Annotated in this window: 12 protein-coding genes and 1 pseudogene; 5 read left to right on the top strand and 8 right to left on the bottom strand. The window is 69.7% G+C overall.

Going from position 1 to position 15755, the window contains the following annotated elements; all coding sequences use genetic code 11:
• Positions 1-267 (bottom strand): hypothetical protein (locus NON22_RS10340; protein ID WP_257386851.1); only part of this gene is annotated, 267 nt, incomplete at its 3' end.
• A gap of 551 nt (positions 268-818) precedes the next feature.
• Positions 819-1109, bottom strand: a pseudogene (locus NON22_RS10345) (RebB family R body protein); the annotation flags it as partial.
• A gap of 168 nt (positions 1110-1277) precedes the next feature.
• Between NON22_RS10345 and NON22_RS10350 the strand changes: the two are divergent.
• Positions 1278-4082, top strand: coding sequence for a site-2 protease family protein (locus NON22_RS10350; RefSeq protein ID WP_257386852.1), 2805 nt, complete (start codon positions 1278-1280; stop codon positions 4080-4082).
• 152 nt (positions 4083-4234) lie between these two features.
• On the opposite strand, the gene NON22_RS10355 is transcribed toward NON22_RS10350, so the two are convergent.
• Positions 4235-7513, bottom strand: a complete 3279-nt coding sequence (locus NON22_RS10355; protein ID WP_257386853.1) for an amidohydrolase family protein — start codon at positions 7511-7513, stop codon at positions 4235-4237.
• A 213-nt stretch (positions 7514-7726) separates the two neighbouring features.
• On the opposite strand from NON22_RS10355, the gene NON22_RS10360 reads away from it, so the two are divergent.
• The 3 genes from NON22_RS10360 (at position 7727) to NON22_RS10370 (ending at position 8968) form a co-directional block, all read left to right on the top strand.
• Entirely contained in the window at positions 7727-8077 is a 351-nt protein-coding gene (locus tag NON22_RS10360; RefSeq protein WP_257386854.1) for a hypothetical protein, read from the top strand.
• A gap of 40 nt (positions 8078-8117) precedes the next feature.
• A complete protein-coding gene (locus NON22_RS10365) occupies positions 8118-8549 on the top strand; it encodes a hypothetical protein (protein WP_257386855.1) in 432 nt (143 codons plus the stop codon).
• Between the two features lie 107 nt (positions 8550-8656).
• Positions 8657-8968: a hypothetical protein gene (locus tag NON22_RS10370; RefSeq protein ID WP_257386856.1), complete on the top strand. Its 312-nt coding sequence runs from the start codon at positions 8657-8659 to the stop codon at positions 8966-8968.
• A gap of 22 nt (positions 8969-8990) precedes the next feature.
• Here NON22_RS10370 and NON22_RS10375 read toward each other — a convergent pair whose 3' ends face one another.
• Positions 8991-9455 (bottom strand): DUF6882 domain-containing protein, encoded by a 465-nt coding sequence (locus NON22_RS10375; protein ID WP_257386857.1) that lies wholly within the window; start codon positions 9453-9455, stop codon positions 8991-8993.
• A 330-nt stretch (positions 9456-9785) separates the two neighbouring features.
• Between NON22_RS10375 and NON22_RS10380 the strand changes: the two genes are divergently transcribed.
• Positions 9786-10361, top strand: coding sequence for a DUF3011 domain-containing protein (locus tag NON22_RS10380; protein ID WP_257386858.1), 576 nt, complete (start codon positions 9786-9788; stop codon positions 10359-10361).
• A gap of 51 nt (positions 10362-10412) precedes the next feature.
• On the opposite strand, the gene NON22_RS10385 is transcribed toward NON22_RS10380, so the two are convergent.
• From NON22_RS10385 to NON22_RS10400, 4 genes are all read right to left on the bottom strand, one after another.
• Positions 10413-11858, bottom strand: a complete 1446-nt coding sequence (locus tag NON22_RS10385) for a ricin-type beta-trefoil lectin domain protein (RefSeq protein ID WP_257386859.1) — start codon at positions 11856-11858, stop codon at positions 10413-10415.
• A 90-nt stretch (positions 11859-11948) separates the two neighbouring features.
• On the bottom strand, positions 11949-13277 hold the full coding sequence (locus tag NON22_RS10390; RefSeq protein ID WP_257386860.1) for an alginate export family protein: 1329 nt from the start codon (positions 13275-13277) through the stop codon (positions 11949-11951).
• Positions 13258-13677, bottom strand: coding sequence for a DoxX family protein (locus tag NON22_RS10395; RefSeq protein WP_257386861.1), 420 nt, complete (start codon positions 13675-13677; stop codon positions 13258-13260). The genes NON22_RS10390 and NON22_RS10395 overlap by 20 nt, the downstream gene beginning before the upstream one ends.
• Before the next feature lie 10 nt (positions 13678-13687).
• A complete protein-coding gene (locus tag NON22_RS10400; RefSeq protein WP_257386862.1) occupies positions 13688-15568 on the bottom strand; it encodes an amidohydrolase in 1881 nt (626 codons plus the stop codon).
• Between the last annotated feature and the right edge of the window lie 187 nt (positions 15569-15755).

Raw genomic sequence — 15755 nt, forward strand, 5'->3', positions numbered from 1 at the left:
GAGGCGCTGCTCGGCCGCGTCGATGTCGGCCTGGGCCTCGTCATAGCGGGCCAGCGCGACGGCTGCGGATGCGCGTTCGAGCTGGGCGATCGCGCTGTCGCGCCGGCGGCCGGCCGCGCCGGCCCGCTCCTGCGCGTCGCGGCAGACCGTCATCGCCTCGGCCGGCGAACGCTTGAGTGCGGCACTGCAGGCGTCCAGATCCGCGGCGGCGAGGGCAACCGGCGCCGCCAGCAGCAGCCCGATGCCGAATGCGCGCCGCAACCGCATTCCGTGTTTCACCGAAGCCGCCCCCGCTGCCGTATCCGGCGAGCGTAGCAGCGGCGGTCGCGGCCGTCGTGACGCGGCGACAGGCTTCGGCCGGATGTGTCCGGCTTCGCGGGAATTCCCCGCCGCGCGCCCGAGGCCGGCGCGCGGCGAAGGACCTTGCGCCGGATCGTTCAGTAACTGCCGAGCTTGCGGATCACGTCGATGACGTCCTCGTACGCATCGGCCTTGTCCGGCTCGCTGATCATCCCCGCGAGGCACGCCGCGATGGCCGAGTTCTTGATGGTCTGCAGCAGGTTTTCCTGGCTCGCGCGGTTCACGCGTTCGATCGCCGAGGCCAGCGCGTCGGCGGCTGCGCGCACGCCGTAGGCCACGTCGCCGCTGTGCGACAGCGTCGTGTCCAGCGCCAGCTTGACCGCCTGCGTGATCTGGTCGTTGACCGAGCCGAGGACCTTGCTGCTGCCGTTCGCCTGGGTCGACGCGGCGGCGTCGACGGCGCGCGCCGAGAGCTGCGCCGGCGTGAAGCCGGTGCTCCCTTCGGCCGCGCGGGCCTCCGCGGCCGTGTCCAGGGTGTAGATCAGCATGACGCCTTGCGTTGCCGCGGCCTGGGCCAGGATGTTCTGCTGTTGCTGCTGGCTGACCGCGTTCTGGAACAGGATGCCGGTGGAGTGGGCGAGCGCCTGGTAGATCGTGCCCATGGCATAGGCCGGCGCTTCGCCGACCACTTTGACGTTGCTCTGCGTGACCGCGTCGGTGATCTGGTCGTTCACGGCGGGCACGGCGGCCTGGGTGATCGCATCGGTGATCTGGCTGTTCACGGCGGTGGGCTGGGTGTCGTTGGCCATCGGAGCTTCCTCGGGGTCGGGCCGGCGATGCGGCGTAGTGGATTCTGCGGCAAAGGCCAAGCGTAGGGCAGGCGCCGCGGCTATCGCGCCGGCGCGGCCCGTACGCCGGCGGCGTGCAGCGCGCCGGCGCAGCGGCGACAATCGCGCGTCGCCCTGCCGGAAGTCCGCATGACCGATCACGCCGCGCTGCTGGATCTGGCTGCCCTGGTCCTCGCCGTGTTCCTGCTGCTGCAGTTGCAGCGCCTGCGCGCGCTGCTGTCGCTGGTGTTCGCGCCGGCGCGCGCGCGGCGCATCGCCGCGCCGCGCATTCCCGAGGCCATCGCCGACCTGCATGCGCGGGCCGCCGCCGAACTGGCGGCGCTGGGCTTCGAGGGGCCGCAGTGGTTCCTCGTCGAGAGCGTCGGCGGTGCGATGCCGGTGCAGCCCGTCGCTGTCTGGCGCCAGCGCGAGGAAGGCGACGCGCTCTGGCTGTTCGCGCCGCCGGGACCGCAATTCGCGAATCGTCTGCTCAGTGTGTTCGTGCGCCGCCTCGGCGACGGCCGCCATTGCGTCAGCGAAGCGTTCGACTGCTACGCCGAGGTTTGCGCGAACGCGCAGGTGCTCGGCCAGACGATAGCCGGGGCGGACTTCGCCGCGCAGTGGAAACGGCATCGCGACTGGGCCGCGCGCCAGGGCGCCGCCGACACGGCCGGCGTCGACGACGCGGCGCTGGAGTGGCAGGCCGGCGGCCTGACCGAACAGCGCCTGGCCTCGCTGCAGCAGCGCGGCAAGGTCTATCGCGACAGCAGCGGCCTGCTGCGGCCGCGGTTAGGTTTCGCCTGGACCATCTACAAGGCGTTCTGGCGCCAGCCCAAGCCGCCGGCGAACACGCAGCCGGTGCCGCCGGCGCGACTGGCCTGGCTCGCGGGGCTGGCGAAGCGCCAGACCCAGCTGACCGTGCCGCGCCGCGTGCAGGCCGGGCTGTTCGCGTTCAGCGTCGCGCTGTTCCTGCTGCTCGGCGGCTGGATCTGGGGCTGGCGCTTCGCGGCGATCCTGCTCGTCGTCGTCGCGATCCACGAGTTCGGCCACTACCTCGCGATGCGCCTGTCGGGCTATCGCAACGTGCAAATGCTGGCCCTGCCGCTGGTCGGCGGCGTGACCATCGGCCACGAAGCCAAACCCGACGCCGCGCGGCGCGCCTGGATGAGCCTGATGGGACCGCTGCCCGGCATCCTGATCGGCTGGGCGCTGCTGGCCTATGCGTTCTTCAACGGAGGAATCGCGTTCGGCGGCGCCGGCCTCGCCGTCGAGGCCGCGCTCGTGTTCCTGTTCGTCAACTACCTCAACGTGCTGCCGGTGCCGCCGCTGGACGGCGCGCACGTGGTGCAGGAGCTGCTGCCCGTGGGGTCCGCGCGGCTCAGCGCCGTGTTCGTCGCGATCGCGAGCCTGCTCGGCGCCGCGCTCGCATTCTGGTTCGGCTTCCTCCTGCTCGCGTTCATCGCGCTGCTGCAACTGCCGACCGTGCGCAGCCGCTGGCGGCTCGGCAGCGTGCTGCATGCATTGCGAAATGATCCACAGATGGACAAGTCGCAAAACGAAGCGTTGCGCCAGCGCCGCGTGTTCGACGCCTTCGACCGCATCGCCGGCACGACCGCGCTCGCGCCGCCGCGACTGGCGCTGGCGGCCGAAGCGCTGCGCAGCCTTGACGTCGCGCCGATGCGCCTGCTGCAGCGCGTGCTCGTCGGCGGCACTTACCTCGCGCTGCTGGCCGGGCCGCTCGCTGCGGCGGTGATCGGATTCGGAGTCTGGCAATCGATGCGGACGAACGATTTCGACACGACGATTCAGCGCGGCATGCAGGACCGCGCGCGCCTGGAAGCCGACGCCGCGAAGCTCGGCCTGCACGCGCTCGTCAGCGCCGTGCTTGCCGCGGAGCGGGAAGATTCGGCAGCGGCCGTGCTGATTCCGGCCGGCGAGACGGAAATCGCCGCCGCGCAGGCTCGCCTGGGGATTGCGCTGCCCGACGAGCTGGCTGCGTTCTATCGCATCGTCGACGGCGCCAGCTCCTTGGGGCTCGCGCCGCTGGCCCGGGTGCAGCGCGTGGCCGACGTTCGCGACCTGGATCTGGACAGTCACGCGATCGACGGAAAGATTCCGTTCTATCGCTTGAGCAGGCTGCAGGAGGTCGACACTGGAGCGGACGAGGGCGCCAGCGTGGATCTGGCTCCGGCGCAGGTGGGTCGATTTCTGCTGCTGGGGCACGATGCCGATCTGATGACGGCCGTGTTCTACGACGTCGGGGAGCCGCCGCAAAACCCGGGCGTGCGTTTTTACTGGCTGGATTTCGAAGGCGGCAGCCGGGCAGCCCCGCAGCTGATCGACTGGCTGCGTCAGCGCTGGGCGATGGATGCGATGTACGCGGAGCAGCGCAAGCGCATCGACGCGGCGCGCGAGCGCGCAGCCGCGGCGCTGGCCGGCCAGACGCCGCTGCAACTGCTGGATGCGCTGCCGCGTCCGCCGCTGTGGCAGCGTCTGCTCAATCCGCAGTTGAGCCGGCCGGGTCCCGCGGAGGAGTCGCAAATCGCCGCTGTCGCTGCGCGCTTCGGCCCGCCGCTGCCCGACGAGCTGGCCGCGCTCTATCGGCGTCACGACGGACTGCAGGCGATGCAGCTGTTGCCGCTGGCGCAGTGGCAGTCCGTCGCGAACCTCGATGCCGGGATCGCCGAACTGCTGCGTCAGCGCCATGCCGCCGTGTTCGCCGGCGACGACGCGACGATGCTGTCGGCCTGCATCGTGATTGGCGGCTTCGTCGGCAGCGCGGATGCGACGAAATCCGCATCGCTGCGCGGAGTCACCACGCTCTGGTGTCCCCAGGCCGCCGCGGAACGGCGCTTCCTGGATCTCGCCAGTGGGCGAGCCGAAGCCGACTACACCGCGCTGCTGCGCGATCGGGTTGCGCGTCTGCGCGCAGAGAGCGATCCGTACGGCGAGTGAGCGGGAGAAACGGCGAGTGAGGCCGCGACACGCGCGTTGCGGCGAACGAAGCTGACCGCAGCACCGCCGTCTCACCGCCGCGAAGAACGCCGGAAGACCTCGGCCGCAGCCTGCGCAGACGTCGCGCCTGCGCAGGCTGCCTGAACGACCGATCAGTCGTGCGTATGCCCCAGTCCCGACTTCGGGCAGTGGCACGGCGCGGTCGGGCCGTATTCGGCGCCGAAGGTATGGCCGTCGCGGTGGCGCTGCCAGTAGAAGGTCGGCGCCGGACGCTGCTTGCCGCCGACTTCGGCCATGTCGGCGTCGACGTCGAACAGGCGGCCGTTGACCATGACGTAGCGCGTGTCGATCGTGGCTCGGATGTTCTCCAGTGGATTGCTGTTGAGCACGACGAGGTCGGCGCGCTTGCCCGGCACCAGCGAGCCGATCTGCTTCGACAGGCCGAGCAGGTCGGCGCCGTCGATCGTCGCGGCGCGCAGCGCTTCGTGGTTGCTGAAGCCGCCCTGGGTCAGCATCCAGATTTCCCAGTTCGGCGACAGGCCCTGCAGCTGGCCGTGGCCGCCGACCTGGATCTTGATGCCGTTGTCGCGCAGGTGCTTGGCCGCTTTGGCCACTTCGATGTGGTAGTAGTCCCAGTCCGGCGCGGTCTCGCGGCGGATCGAACGCGCATCGAGCGTCTCGCGCGGGAAGAAGCGCGCGAGCTTCTTGTCTTCCCAGACGTTGTCGCGCGCGTACCACCAGTATTCGCCCGACAGGCCGCCGTAGCTGACCACGAGCGTCGGCGTGTTGCGCACGTCGGTCTGCTTCCAGAGATCGACGACGTCCTTGTACAGCGGCGCGACCGGGATGTTGTGCTCGATGCTCGTGACGCCGTCGAGGACCATCGGGATGTTGAAGTTGAACGTCGAGCCGCCTTCCTCGACCACGAGCATGCCGAGTTCGCGCGCAGCCTGGTTGATCTGCTGGTGCTGCTCGCGGCGCGGCTGGTTGTAGCTCTTCACGCTGAACGCGCCGTTGGCCTTCATGCGCTTCAGATGCGCGCGCGCGTCGTCGAGCGAGTTCACGACCGCCTTGAAGTCGCCGTCGGCGCCGTAAAGGATGGTGCCGGTGGAGAACACGCGCGGGCCGACGAGATCGCCGGTCTTGACGAGCTCGGACTGCGAGAACACCGCCTCGGTGTTGGCCGACGGATCGTGCATCGTCGTCACGCCGAACGCGAGGTTGGTGTAGTAGGCCCAGTTCTGCTGCGGCACCACGCCGTTCGTGAAGTGGTTGGCGTGCGCGTGCACGTCGACGTAGCCCGGCACGATGGTCTTGCCGCTCGCGTCGATGACGCGCGCGTTCGCCGGCACGGCGACGTTCTTGCCGAGCGCCTTGATCGTGTCGCCTTCGACGATCAGGGTGCCGTCCTCGACGACTTCCTCGCCGTTCATCGTGACGAGGCGCGCATGGGTGAACGCGACGACGTCGGTCGGCGTGTCGGCCGGCACGCGCAGGCCGAGATCCTGGCCCTTGAGCGCGGCCGGCTTCGGCAGCTCCCCCGGCGCGCCCGGCACGAACGCGAAGGCGTCCTTGAGCTCGCGCGTGAAGTATTCGCTGCCGACGAGCCAGTGCACGCTGGCGCTGTCGTTGCCCCAGTGCAGGTAGGAGCCGACGTAGTCGGAAATCTTGCTGACCGGAATCGCCGTGGTGTCCTTGCTCAGTTCGATCGATTTGCCGGTCTGCGGCATCGGCGCGACGTAGGCGTTGAACAGCTCGGTGAACGCGACCCACTTGCCGTCGGGGCTGACCTGCACGAAATCGACGTACTTGAGATCGAACACGTCGCGCGGCTCTTCGCCGCTGACGCCGATGCTCTGCAGCTTCTTCTTCAGGCCGCCGCCGGTCAGGAAATAGATGCGCTGGCCGTCTGCGCTGAACTGCGGCTGTGCGCCGTCATGGACCAGGCGCTTGGGCGTGCCGCCGGCGGCCGGCATCACATAGATGCCGCCGTCGCCGCTGTTGAGCGAACCGGTCAGCGAGTTGCCGGACTGGCGCGACCAGGTCACGTAGCGGCCGTCGCGCGAGTAGTTCGGCGCGTAGTAGAAGCCCGGCGCCGTGGTCAGCACGCGTTCGCTGCCGCTGGCCAGGTCGCGCTCGACGATGGCGCCCTGCTTCTCGTCGGACCAGGTCGTGTACAGCAGCTTGCGTCCGTCGGCGCTGAAGCTCGGCTGGTATTCGAACACCGCGTCGTTCCGGCTCAGTCGCTGCGGCGCGCCGCCGGAGGTCTTGAGCCACAGGTGGCCGATCGCATGGAACACCACGCTCTTGCCGTCCGGGCTCGTTGCGGCGTCGCGGATCATCTTCGGTGCGAAGTTGCCTTTCTCCAGGGGCTGCTCGAAGCGCAGCGGTGCGGCGACGGTCTGCTGCACGTCGGCGCTGAACGGAATCGCCGCGGGCTTGCCGCTGGCCGCATCCACGCGCCAGAGCTTGCCCTTGGCCCAGATCACGAGGCTCCTGGAGTCCGGCGTCCAGGCGTAGTTCGCGTACGGGCCGAACACGGCCCAGGCTTCCTGCATGTCGTGCGACAGGCCGTCCCAGAGCGGCGTGACTTCGCCGCTGGCGAGATCGAGCTTGTGCAGCACGCTCTTGTCGCGCACGCGCTTGACGAAGGCCAGCGACTTGCCGTCGGGCGAGGGCTGCGGCCGCACCGCGCCGCCCGGCGTGGAGACCACGTCGATGATCTCGCCGCTTTCGCGGTCCAGGCGCTTGATCGCGTAGATCGTGTCGTGCGCGTTCTTGTTGTACTGGAAGAACGGACCCTGCGTGACGTCCTCGGAGTAGTAGACATAGCGGCCGTCGGGACTGACCGCCGGTTCGCCCTGGTCCTGCTGGTCGTTCTTCTGCTTGGTCAGCTGCAGGCCGGCGCCGCCGGACTTGTGATAGAGCCAGAGTTCGCCGGCGCCGAGCGAGCGCTGGCCGGTGAAGTGCTTGCGGCCGATCAGGTATTCGCCGTCGGGCGTCCAGGCCGCGTTGTTGAGCAGGCGGAAATCTTCCTTGCTGACCTGCGACGGACTGCTGCCGTCGGCGCGGATGCGCCAGATGTTGTTGCCGCCGCCGCGGTCGGACGTGAACGCGATCTCGCGGCCGTCGGGCGAGAAGCGCGGCTGCACGTCCCAGGCTGCGCCGCTGGTGATGCGCTTGGCCTTGCCGCCGTCGATCGGCAGCAGATAGAGGTCGCCGAGCAGGCTGAAGACGATCTGCTTGCCGTCGCGGCTGACGTCGAGATCCATCCAGGTGCCCTCGTCGGTCGTGAACGCGACCGTCTTCGTCGGACCGTGCGCCGCATTCACATCCCACTTGTCGGCTTTCTTGTCGTCCTTCTTGTCCGCGGCGAAGCCGGGCACGGCGAGCAGCAGGCCCAGGGCGAGGGCCAGAGGATGGCGCAGCATAGGTCACTCCCAGTGGTCAGACCTGCATCCTAGGGCAGCGGGCCGATCCGCGGCCCAGGACAAAAGTCCCGGATGGACGCGCGCCGGCCGCCGCGGCGCCGGTGCGGCCGCGAGCCGGCAACCGGTGCAACGCCTCATGCCGTCGTCACGGACGATGGCGGTAGACTGCGGGCACGGCGGAGCCCGGCTCCGCGCCACTCTCAGGAGACCCGGATGCCCGCAGCCCAGCGCTATTTCATCAGCATCGGCGATCTGTCCCAGGCCCGCGGCGAGCACGCCGAACTGTCCTTCCACGGCATCAGCCCCGACAGCTTCGCCAACACCCTGCAGGCCGCCCTGCGCGAGCCGGCACTCTGGCGGCGCTGGAAAGCGCTGCAGCCGGACCCCGATGCCGTGGACCCCGCGCTCGGCGCGAGCGATGTCGGCGCCGAAGTCAGCGCCGAGCAGTCCGACCTGCACACCGAGGTCGAAGTCGTCACGACCCTGCCGCACTCTGTAGTCAAGCACCGCCTGAACCTGCTGGCCGGCCGCGTCTGGAAGCTGCACGACGTGAGGCCGGCTTGACGGCGGCAGCGACGTTCATCCGCGTCGGCGGCCGACGTCGATGACGGACGGTGTCGCTGCGACGGGCCGGCTGCATTCGCAGCCTGAATCCGCCGACCTCGATGAGTTGTTCGTCGACGCCGCGCAGCTGCGCCTGGAGCGGACCGGCCTCGCGCGGTATCGCCTGCAGCTGGAAGCCGCCGACGGTGTCGTCAGCGAAATCGATTTCTGGACGTCGCGCAAAGGCAGTCTGCAGGTGTCGGTCGATGCGGACGAGCAGGTGGGCGGCGTTCTCGGGCTCGTGCTGTGGCAGGTCGACGGCGCGGTCGAACGGCTCGAGACCGCCGCCTGCCGATGCCACGTCGAACGCCTGTCGCGCGGCCTGTGCTGGCTCGGCCTCAGTGCGGGTGACCTGCCCGCCGTTCACGTGAATCTCGCCAGCCGCGGCTACGTGAAGGCGCGGCTGAGGCGATCGTCTCGGGCGCGGCCGTAACGATGGCTGTCCGCACTGCATCCGTGACGGGTCGACCACACGGAATTTGTCGGCGGCCCCCGCTGTTCCGGGCGCAGGCCGGGTCGACGCGCAGCGCGGCCGTCGCGATGCTGTTCGCCGGCGCCTGCCTGTTCCTCGGTCTGGCCGTCGTCGCGCTGATCGCGCTCAAGAGCGGTTTCGGCGCGCGCTTCGCCAAGCTCGGTACCGACATCCTGCGATACGGCATCGCCGCCTCATTGACCGGCGCGGCGACCTGGGCGCTGCTGGCGCGGCGGCGCCGTACGCTGCTGTGGCCCTGCGCGCTCGGCCTGCTGCTCGCCGGCGCGATCGTCGCGAGCCATCATTTCCAGATTGCCTGCACCTCGAAGAAGGTCGGGCTCTGCGAGCCGCTGAACCCGTTCGCCGAGTCTCCGTACTGACGACGAGGCGGACGACGGTCGTTCAACCGGCGCCCACGGCCCGCACATGGCGCAGCAGCACGTAGACGTCGGCGCTGGCCGACGGCATGCAGTACGCACCATTGGCATCGAAATGACGGCAGGCGAGTGCCGTCATCTCCCAGGCCTGCTGTTCGTCCGCTTCCCAGGCACGCTGTTCGAAGATGTCGAGGCCGGTCAGGCTCGCGAAGGACTTCAGTCCTTCGCCGGCGGCGCGCACGTCGTCCGGCAGCCGCCGGTTGGCCCATCCCCAGAGCCAGATGCCGTCGTGCCCGAGCGTGCCGACGACGAGCACGTCGGCGGTGACGGCTTCGCGTCCGTGCTGCAGGAAGCGTATCTCGGAGCGGGCCAGGTCCGCTTTCCATTCCTCGTGTCGCCCGATCGCGAATTCGCGTTCGAGAAATGCCTGCTTGGCGTCGAGCGCCCGCGTCGCCTCGTCAAACAGGGTGTCGAGCTGCTCGTCGTCCATCGTTCGCGTCCCCTTGCCGCGACGCATGATGCCTGCAAACGATCCGGCTGGCACGGCGGCCGTGGCGAATTCCGTCCGCCGACGGCGGCGGCTCGCTCGCTGCGGCGACCGCGCCTGCGACCTGGCGCACGTGTTTTCATTCTGGTACAGCGTGGCGGCCGCGGCAGTGGTACAACGCGCGCACGGCCGCGGGGAGGCGGACGATCGGCAAGGCTTGCCGCGCCCCGCGATCGCAGCCGGCTACCGTGCCCGCCGGGCATGGCCCCGGCAATCGACGAGAGGACGCTTGCGATGAGTATTTTCCCGCGCACCGGAACAGTGGCGGCAGCCGTGGCTTTGTTGTTGGGTGCGTCGGCCGCGTCAGCGCGCGACGACTGGCGCCCGGGTCCGGGCTGGGACCGCGACATCGATGTTCGCTGCGAGAGCCGCGGCTACGGCTACAACCTCTGCCAGGTCGACATCGGCCGCGGCGGACGCGTCGACCTCGTCGATCAGACCTCCGGCAGCGACTGCATCGAAGGCCGCACCTGGGGCTACAACCGCGCGGGCGTCTGGGTCGACAACGGCTGCGCCGGCGTATTCCGCATCGAGCGCCGCTGGGCCGACGACCGCCACGGCGGCTACCGCGACGACGACCGGCGCGGCGACTACCGCGACGACGACCGCCGGGGCGACTGGCGTCCCGGCAACGACTTCGACCAGCGCATCGTCGTGCGCTGCGGCAGCCAGAACTTCCACTACAACCTGTGCCAGGTCGACACGGGCCGCGGCAGCGACGTGCGCCTGTCACGCCAGATCTCCGGCTCGGCTTGCGTCGAAGGCCGCACCTGGGGCTGGAACCGCGCCGGCATCTGGGTCGACCGGGGCTGCGACGCGGAGTTCGTCGTCGACCGCCGCTGGCGCTGACGCCGGGCGCGCCTGCCTCCGCGAGCGGAGCGCAGGCGCGCCGCCGGACGATCAGAAGTCCGGCACGCGGACGGGATCGAACTGCTGATTGCGATTGGAAGCGCTGCAGCCCCAGAGCTGCAGCCGCGTGCCGGACGACGGGCTGCCGCCGGTCACGTCCATGCAATAGCCCCAGTTGCCGGCGCGGTTGGCGAACAGGCCGGCCGAGGAGATCGCCCATTTCTCCGATTCGCCGCCGTCGCAGTCCCAGATATTGAGCTTGGCGCCCTGCTTGCCCTTGCCGCCGTCGACGTCGGCGCAATAGTCGGTGTCGCCCTTGGGCCGCAGCTGGCCTTCGGCCGTATAGACGAAGCGCTGCGCGTCGCTGCCGTTGCAGGTGTACTGCTGCAGCGCCGTGCCGTTCTTCCAGTTGCTGCCGCTGACGTCGACGCACTGGCCGGCGAACGTCGTGTGCAGCTCGAAGTAGCCGGGCAGGCTGCGGCGCTTGCCGTTCAGCGGAATGCTGCCGAGCCAGTTCGGCCGGAACACGCTGGCGTCGGTCAGCGACTCGGTCACGTCCCAGCCGATCGCGCTCGCGCCGTGGGCGACCGAGATGTAGCTCCAGGCGTAGTCCAGGCTGCTGAAGTCGCCGGCCGCGCCCCACTGGTGGATCAGCTGGCGGTATTCGGCCGAGCGGTTCAGCACGTACTGGTCGTTGTCGCCGGCATTCATGTTGCCGCAGAAGAAATAGGCCGAGTCGGCGGCGCTGATGCCGTCGATCGCGCCGGAGATCTCGTTCGGGTCGTCGCTGTCGACGTCGGGGCACAGGAACGAGACCGGTCCGGCCGGCGTCTGCGCCTCGAGCAGCTTGCGCGCGCTGTTCATGCGCGCGTTGACGTCGCCGAGGTAGCCGCCGGTGAACACGACGATGATCTTGCCCTTCAGGGTGTCTATCGTCGGGAAGCCTTTGTTCTTCAGCCCCGTGCGATTGCCGTTCGGCGCGAGATAGCCGAGCAGGTCGCGGTAGCTGTAGAGCCGGCTGCCGAGATAGCCGCGGATGAAATCGTCGAGCTGGGCGATCTCGTCGGGTTTCCAGGCGCTGGCCGGATCGGAGTTTGCCTTCATGTCGACGAAGACCAGCAGCGGCACGTCGACGGCATGCGTGTCGAGCCAGCCGGTCACGTCGTCGAGACAGTCGCCGAGCCGGTCGTCGCTCGCCGCGCTGCAGTTGCTGTTGGTCGGGCCGATGCCGTGCGCGACGTAGGGCCCCTTCGGTTCCTTCTCCCAGTCACCGTTGTCGATCACGTCGATCTCGACCGTGCGGTAGCCGGCGTCGAGCCAGTTCGTCAGCTTGTCGCTGTGCAGATAGGTGTTGTGCGGCTGGGCGTAGTAGATCTCGTCGAGCCGGTCGGTGGGCTGCGGTGATCCCGCCTGCAACGGCAGGGCCGCGGCGGCGGGCAGGGCGGGCAGGGCGAAGAACAAGGCGAACAGACGGCGGCGCAGCGTATGGCGGTCCATGGCAATCCCCTCGTGATCGTGCGTTTCACTAATGTAGCTATGTACATTAGGCGCACAAGCGCAAAGCGGGTGCCGTGGCTATCGCGGCGCCTACCAGGCGTAGACGAGTGCCGTCGACACGAAGCGCACGTCGCGGCCGCCGGCTTCGCGCAGCGCGGGGCCGGCGTTGAAATGGGCGAGCTGCAGGCGCGCTTCCCAGTCCGGCGCGAAGCGCCAGCTGCTTTCGAGCTTGAGCTGGTCGCCGATGCGGCGTGCGGTGCCGGCCGTGCCGGGCACCGCCACGAGCGGCGTCGGCGTCGTGTAGACCGCGTCGGCGACGCGGTGCTTCCAGACGAAATCCCAGCCGAGGATCAGCCTGAGCGTGCCGGTCGGCGCGAGGGTCAGCGCCGGCTGCAGGTCGATCAGGTTGGCCGGCGCGAGCAAGGATGATTCGCTGAAGTAGGACGCGTTCGGGTACAGCGCGTTGAAGGTGCCGAGACGGCCGTCGCGGAGATCGCCGTCGCCGCTCGCGACGTCGGCCTTTAGGCTCAGGCGCGGCGTGCCGCGCAGCGACGCGAACGTGTAGCCCGTGTCGCTCGCGACGGTCCACGCCCTGATCGATCCTGCACCGAAGCGGCCGCGCTGGTAGACCGCCTCGGTGTTCCAGTCCCAGCCGCCGCCGCGGCCGTACAGCCGGGCGCCGAACGACTGGCGGTATTCGCGGCCGCTGCCGGCCGCGAAGCGCGCGACGTCGCGCCGGTAGCCGAATCCGTAGGCGTCGATCTTCGACGGCGCCAAACCCGCCGGCGCCAGCGCCGCATGCAGTCCCCAGAACGCCTGCGAGCGGTCGCCCTCGTCGTTGAATGCGCCGGGCTCCGGGCGTACGGGCCGCAGCGCGAACAGGTCGACGCGTTTGTCGCCGTCGAAGCGGCTCGCGCGCAGGCCGTCGAATGCGAGGCGGATGTTCGGGCCGTCGCGCACCGACACGAGCCGCGACGAGCCGAAGCTGACTTCCTGCCGTCCGATGCGGATCGCCGTCGCGGCGTCGCTCCAGCCCAGGTAGGCCTGCTGCACGTCGAGTCCGTCGCGATCGGTCGCGCCGGCGCCGCCGCGGCGTCCGCCGACGTCGTGCGCGCCGAGTTCGACGAAGCCCTGCCAATGCGCGCCGCGGCGCAGGTCGGCGCGGAACAGGCCGCGGTAGAACGTGTAGGCGTCGTCGTCCGCGCCGATGCCGAAGCGCACGGGCGCGTAGTCCATCGTGCGTACGCGCACGCTGGCGCCGAAGGTCACGCGGTCGCCGCCACCGAGGTCGAGGCAGTGCGCCGTCGCGGCGCCGCAGTCCGCGGCGGCGGCGTGCGGCGCCAACGCCGGCAGGATCGCCGCGGCCGTCGCGAGCGCAAGGCGCGGCAGCCTGGGTCGCTTATGCGGCCGAGGCGCCACGGCACAGCTTCGCCTGATGATGCGCGATCAGCAGGAAGCCGCCGACCAGTCCGACGTGTTCGAGGAACGTGCTCGCCGTGCGCACCTGGTCGACGCCGCTCGACAGCCAGAACTGATGCACGAGCACGGTCACCGCAGCCGTGAAGCCGGCCAGCAGCAGCGCGCCGGCGATGGCCGCGCGCCCGCCGGCGATCAACAGGCCGGCGCCGAGCAGCTGGCTCGCGATCGTGATCGCGGCCAGCAGTCCGGCCGGCCGGAAGCCGAAGCCGGCGACTTCGGCCACGGCCGCATCGACATGCGCGAGCTTGTCGATGCCGCTGTAGAGGAACACCGCGGCCAATGCCCAGCGCGCGAGCGGATACCAGAACGCTTTTGCGAACAGGGTTTCGAGGCTCTGCATGACGCGCTCCTCAGAAGGCCCAGCACGAACAGCCGAGCGCGCCCCAGAAGCCGCGCTGCTCGCCGTCGGACACGGCCGCGCTCTGCGCCTTGCCGTGCGCGTGGCCGTGCACGGTGCAGGCGCTGTCGCAGCCGCAGGACGCCTGGGCGACCGCATGCATCGCGCTGAGCGCGGCCGCCGTGGCGGGCTTCCAGTAGCCGCTGTCCTTGCGCCGCGCCGGCGACCAGTCCGGCATCGCCGGCGGCAGCGGCGGCGCCAGCGAGGAGAATTCCTCGTCGCCGTAGACGATGCGGCCGCCGACGACGGTCAGCACCGACACGAGGTTGCGGATCTCGGATTCGTCGACCGCGAAATAGTCCGCCGACAGCACTGCGAGATCGGCGTACTGGCCCGCGACGATCTGGCCTTTGACGCCTTCTTCGTTCGAGAACCAGGTGTTGGACTGGGTGTACAGCCGCAGCGCGGTCTCGCGGTCGACGCGGTTGGCCGGCGGATACAAGGTGAGCCCGCCTACGGTTTTGCCGGTGACCATCCAGTACAGCGCGTTCCACGGATCGTAGCTGGCCACGCGCGTCGCATCGGTGCCGGCGCCGACGTGCACGCCCTTCTCGAGCATGCGCTTGAACGGCGGCGTGCGTTCGACGGCCTGGATGCCGTAGCGCTGCACGAAGTATTCGCCCTGGTAGGCCATGCGATGCTGGATCGCGATGCCGCCGCCGAGCTTTGCGATGCGGTCGAGATTCGCGTCGCTGACGGTCTCGGCGTGGTCGAAGAACCAGTGCAGGCCGTCGAACGGAATGTCGCGGTTCACCTTCTCGAACACGTTCAGTGCCCGGGCTATGGTCTCGTCGTAGGTCGCATGCAGGCGGAACGGCCAGCGCTGCGTGACGAGATGGCGCACGACGCCTTCGAGATCGCCTTCCATGTTCGGCGGCATCTCGGGCCGCGGCTGGCGGAAGTCCTCGAAGTCCGCGGCGGAGAACACCAGCATCTCGCCGGCGCCGTTGTGGCGATAGAAGCCGTCGCCCTGGCCGGGCGCGACCAGGCCGCTCCAGCGCCGGAAGTCGGCCAGTTCTTCCTTGGGCTTCTGCGTGAACAGGTTGTAGGCGATGCGCAGGGTCAGCTCGTTCTTCGCGTGCAGGTCCTCGATGACCTTGTAGTCGTCGGGGTAGTTCTGGAAGCCGCCCCCGGCGTCGATGACGCTGGTCACGCCGAGCCGGTTCATTTCGCGCATGAAATGGCGCGTGGAATTGAGCTGGTAGTCGTAGGGCAGCTTCGGGCCCTTGGCCAGCGCCGAATACAGCAACAGCGCATTGGGCTCGGCCAGCAGCAGGCCCGTGGGTTCGCCGCGGCTGTCCTTGACGATCCAGCCACCCGGCGGATTCGGCGTGTTGCGGTCGTAGCCGGCCGCGCGCAGCGCCGCGCCGTTGAGCAGCGCGCGGTCGTAGAGGTGCAGGATGAACACCGGCGTGTCCGGCGCGATCCCGTTGATCTCTTCCAGGGTCGGCAGGCGCTTCTCGGCGAACTGGTGCTCGGTGAAGCCGCCTACCACGCGCACCCACTGCGGCGCCGGCGTCACGGCGACCTGCTGCTTCAGGCGCTCCATCGCTTCGGCCAGGGTCGGCACGCCGTCCCAGCGCAGTTCGAGGTTGTAGTTCAGGCCGCCGCGGATGATGTGCATGTGCGAGTCGATCAGCCCGGGCACGAGACGCCGGCGGCGCGCGTCGACGACGCGCGTGCCGGGGCCGCGCAATGCCATGATTTCGGCATCGTCGCCGACGGCGAGGAAGCGTCCGTCCGCGATCGCGACGGCGCCGGCCTGCGGCTTGCGCGGGTCCAGTGTCGTGATCTTCGCGTTGTGCAGGATCAGGTCGGCTTTCTGCGTGCTCATGTCGGTGCTCCGGGATGCGGTGGCGGCGAACGGCGGGCCCAGCCAGGCGCCCAGTGCGCCGGCGGCCATGCCCTGCAGCAGCCGGCGGCGTTCGTCGCCGGCGGGCGGGATGGACGGCTTCATGGCCGCGGCTCCGGCCTGTCGCCGCCGGCCTCGGGCGGCGCCCGGTGTTCCGCGACGACGGTCG

The sequence above is a fragment of the Tahibacter caeni genome, from assembly GCF_024609805.1.
GTDB lineage: Bacteria > Pseudomonadota > Gammaproteobacteria > Xanthomonadales > Rhodanobacteraceae > Tahibacter > Tahibacter caeni.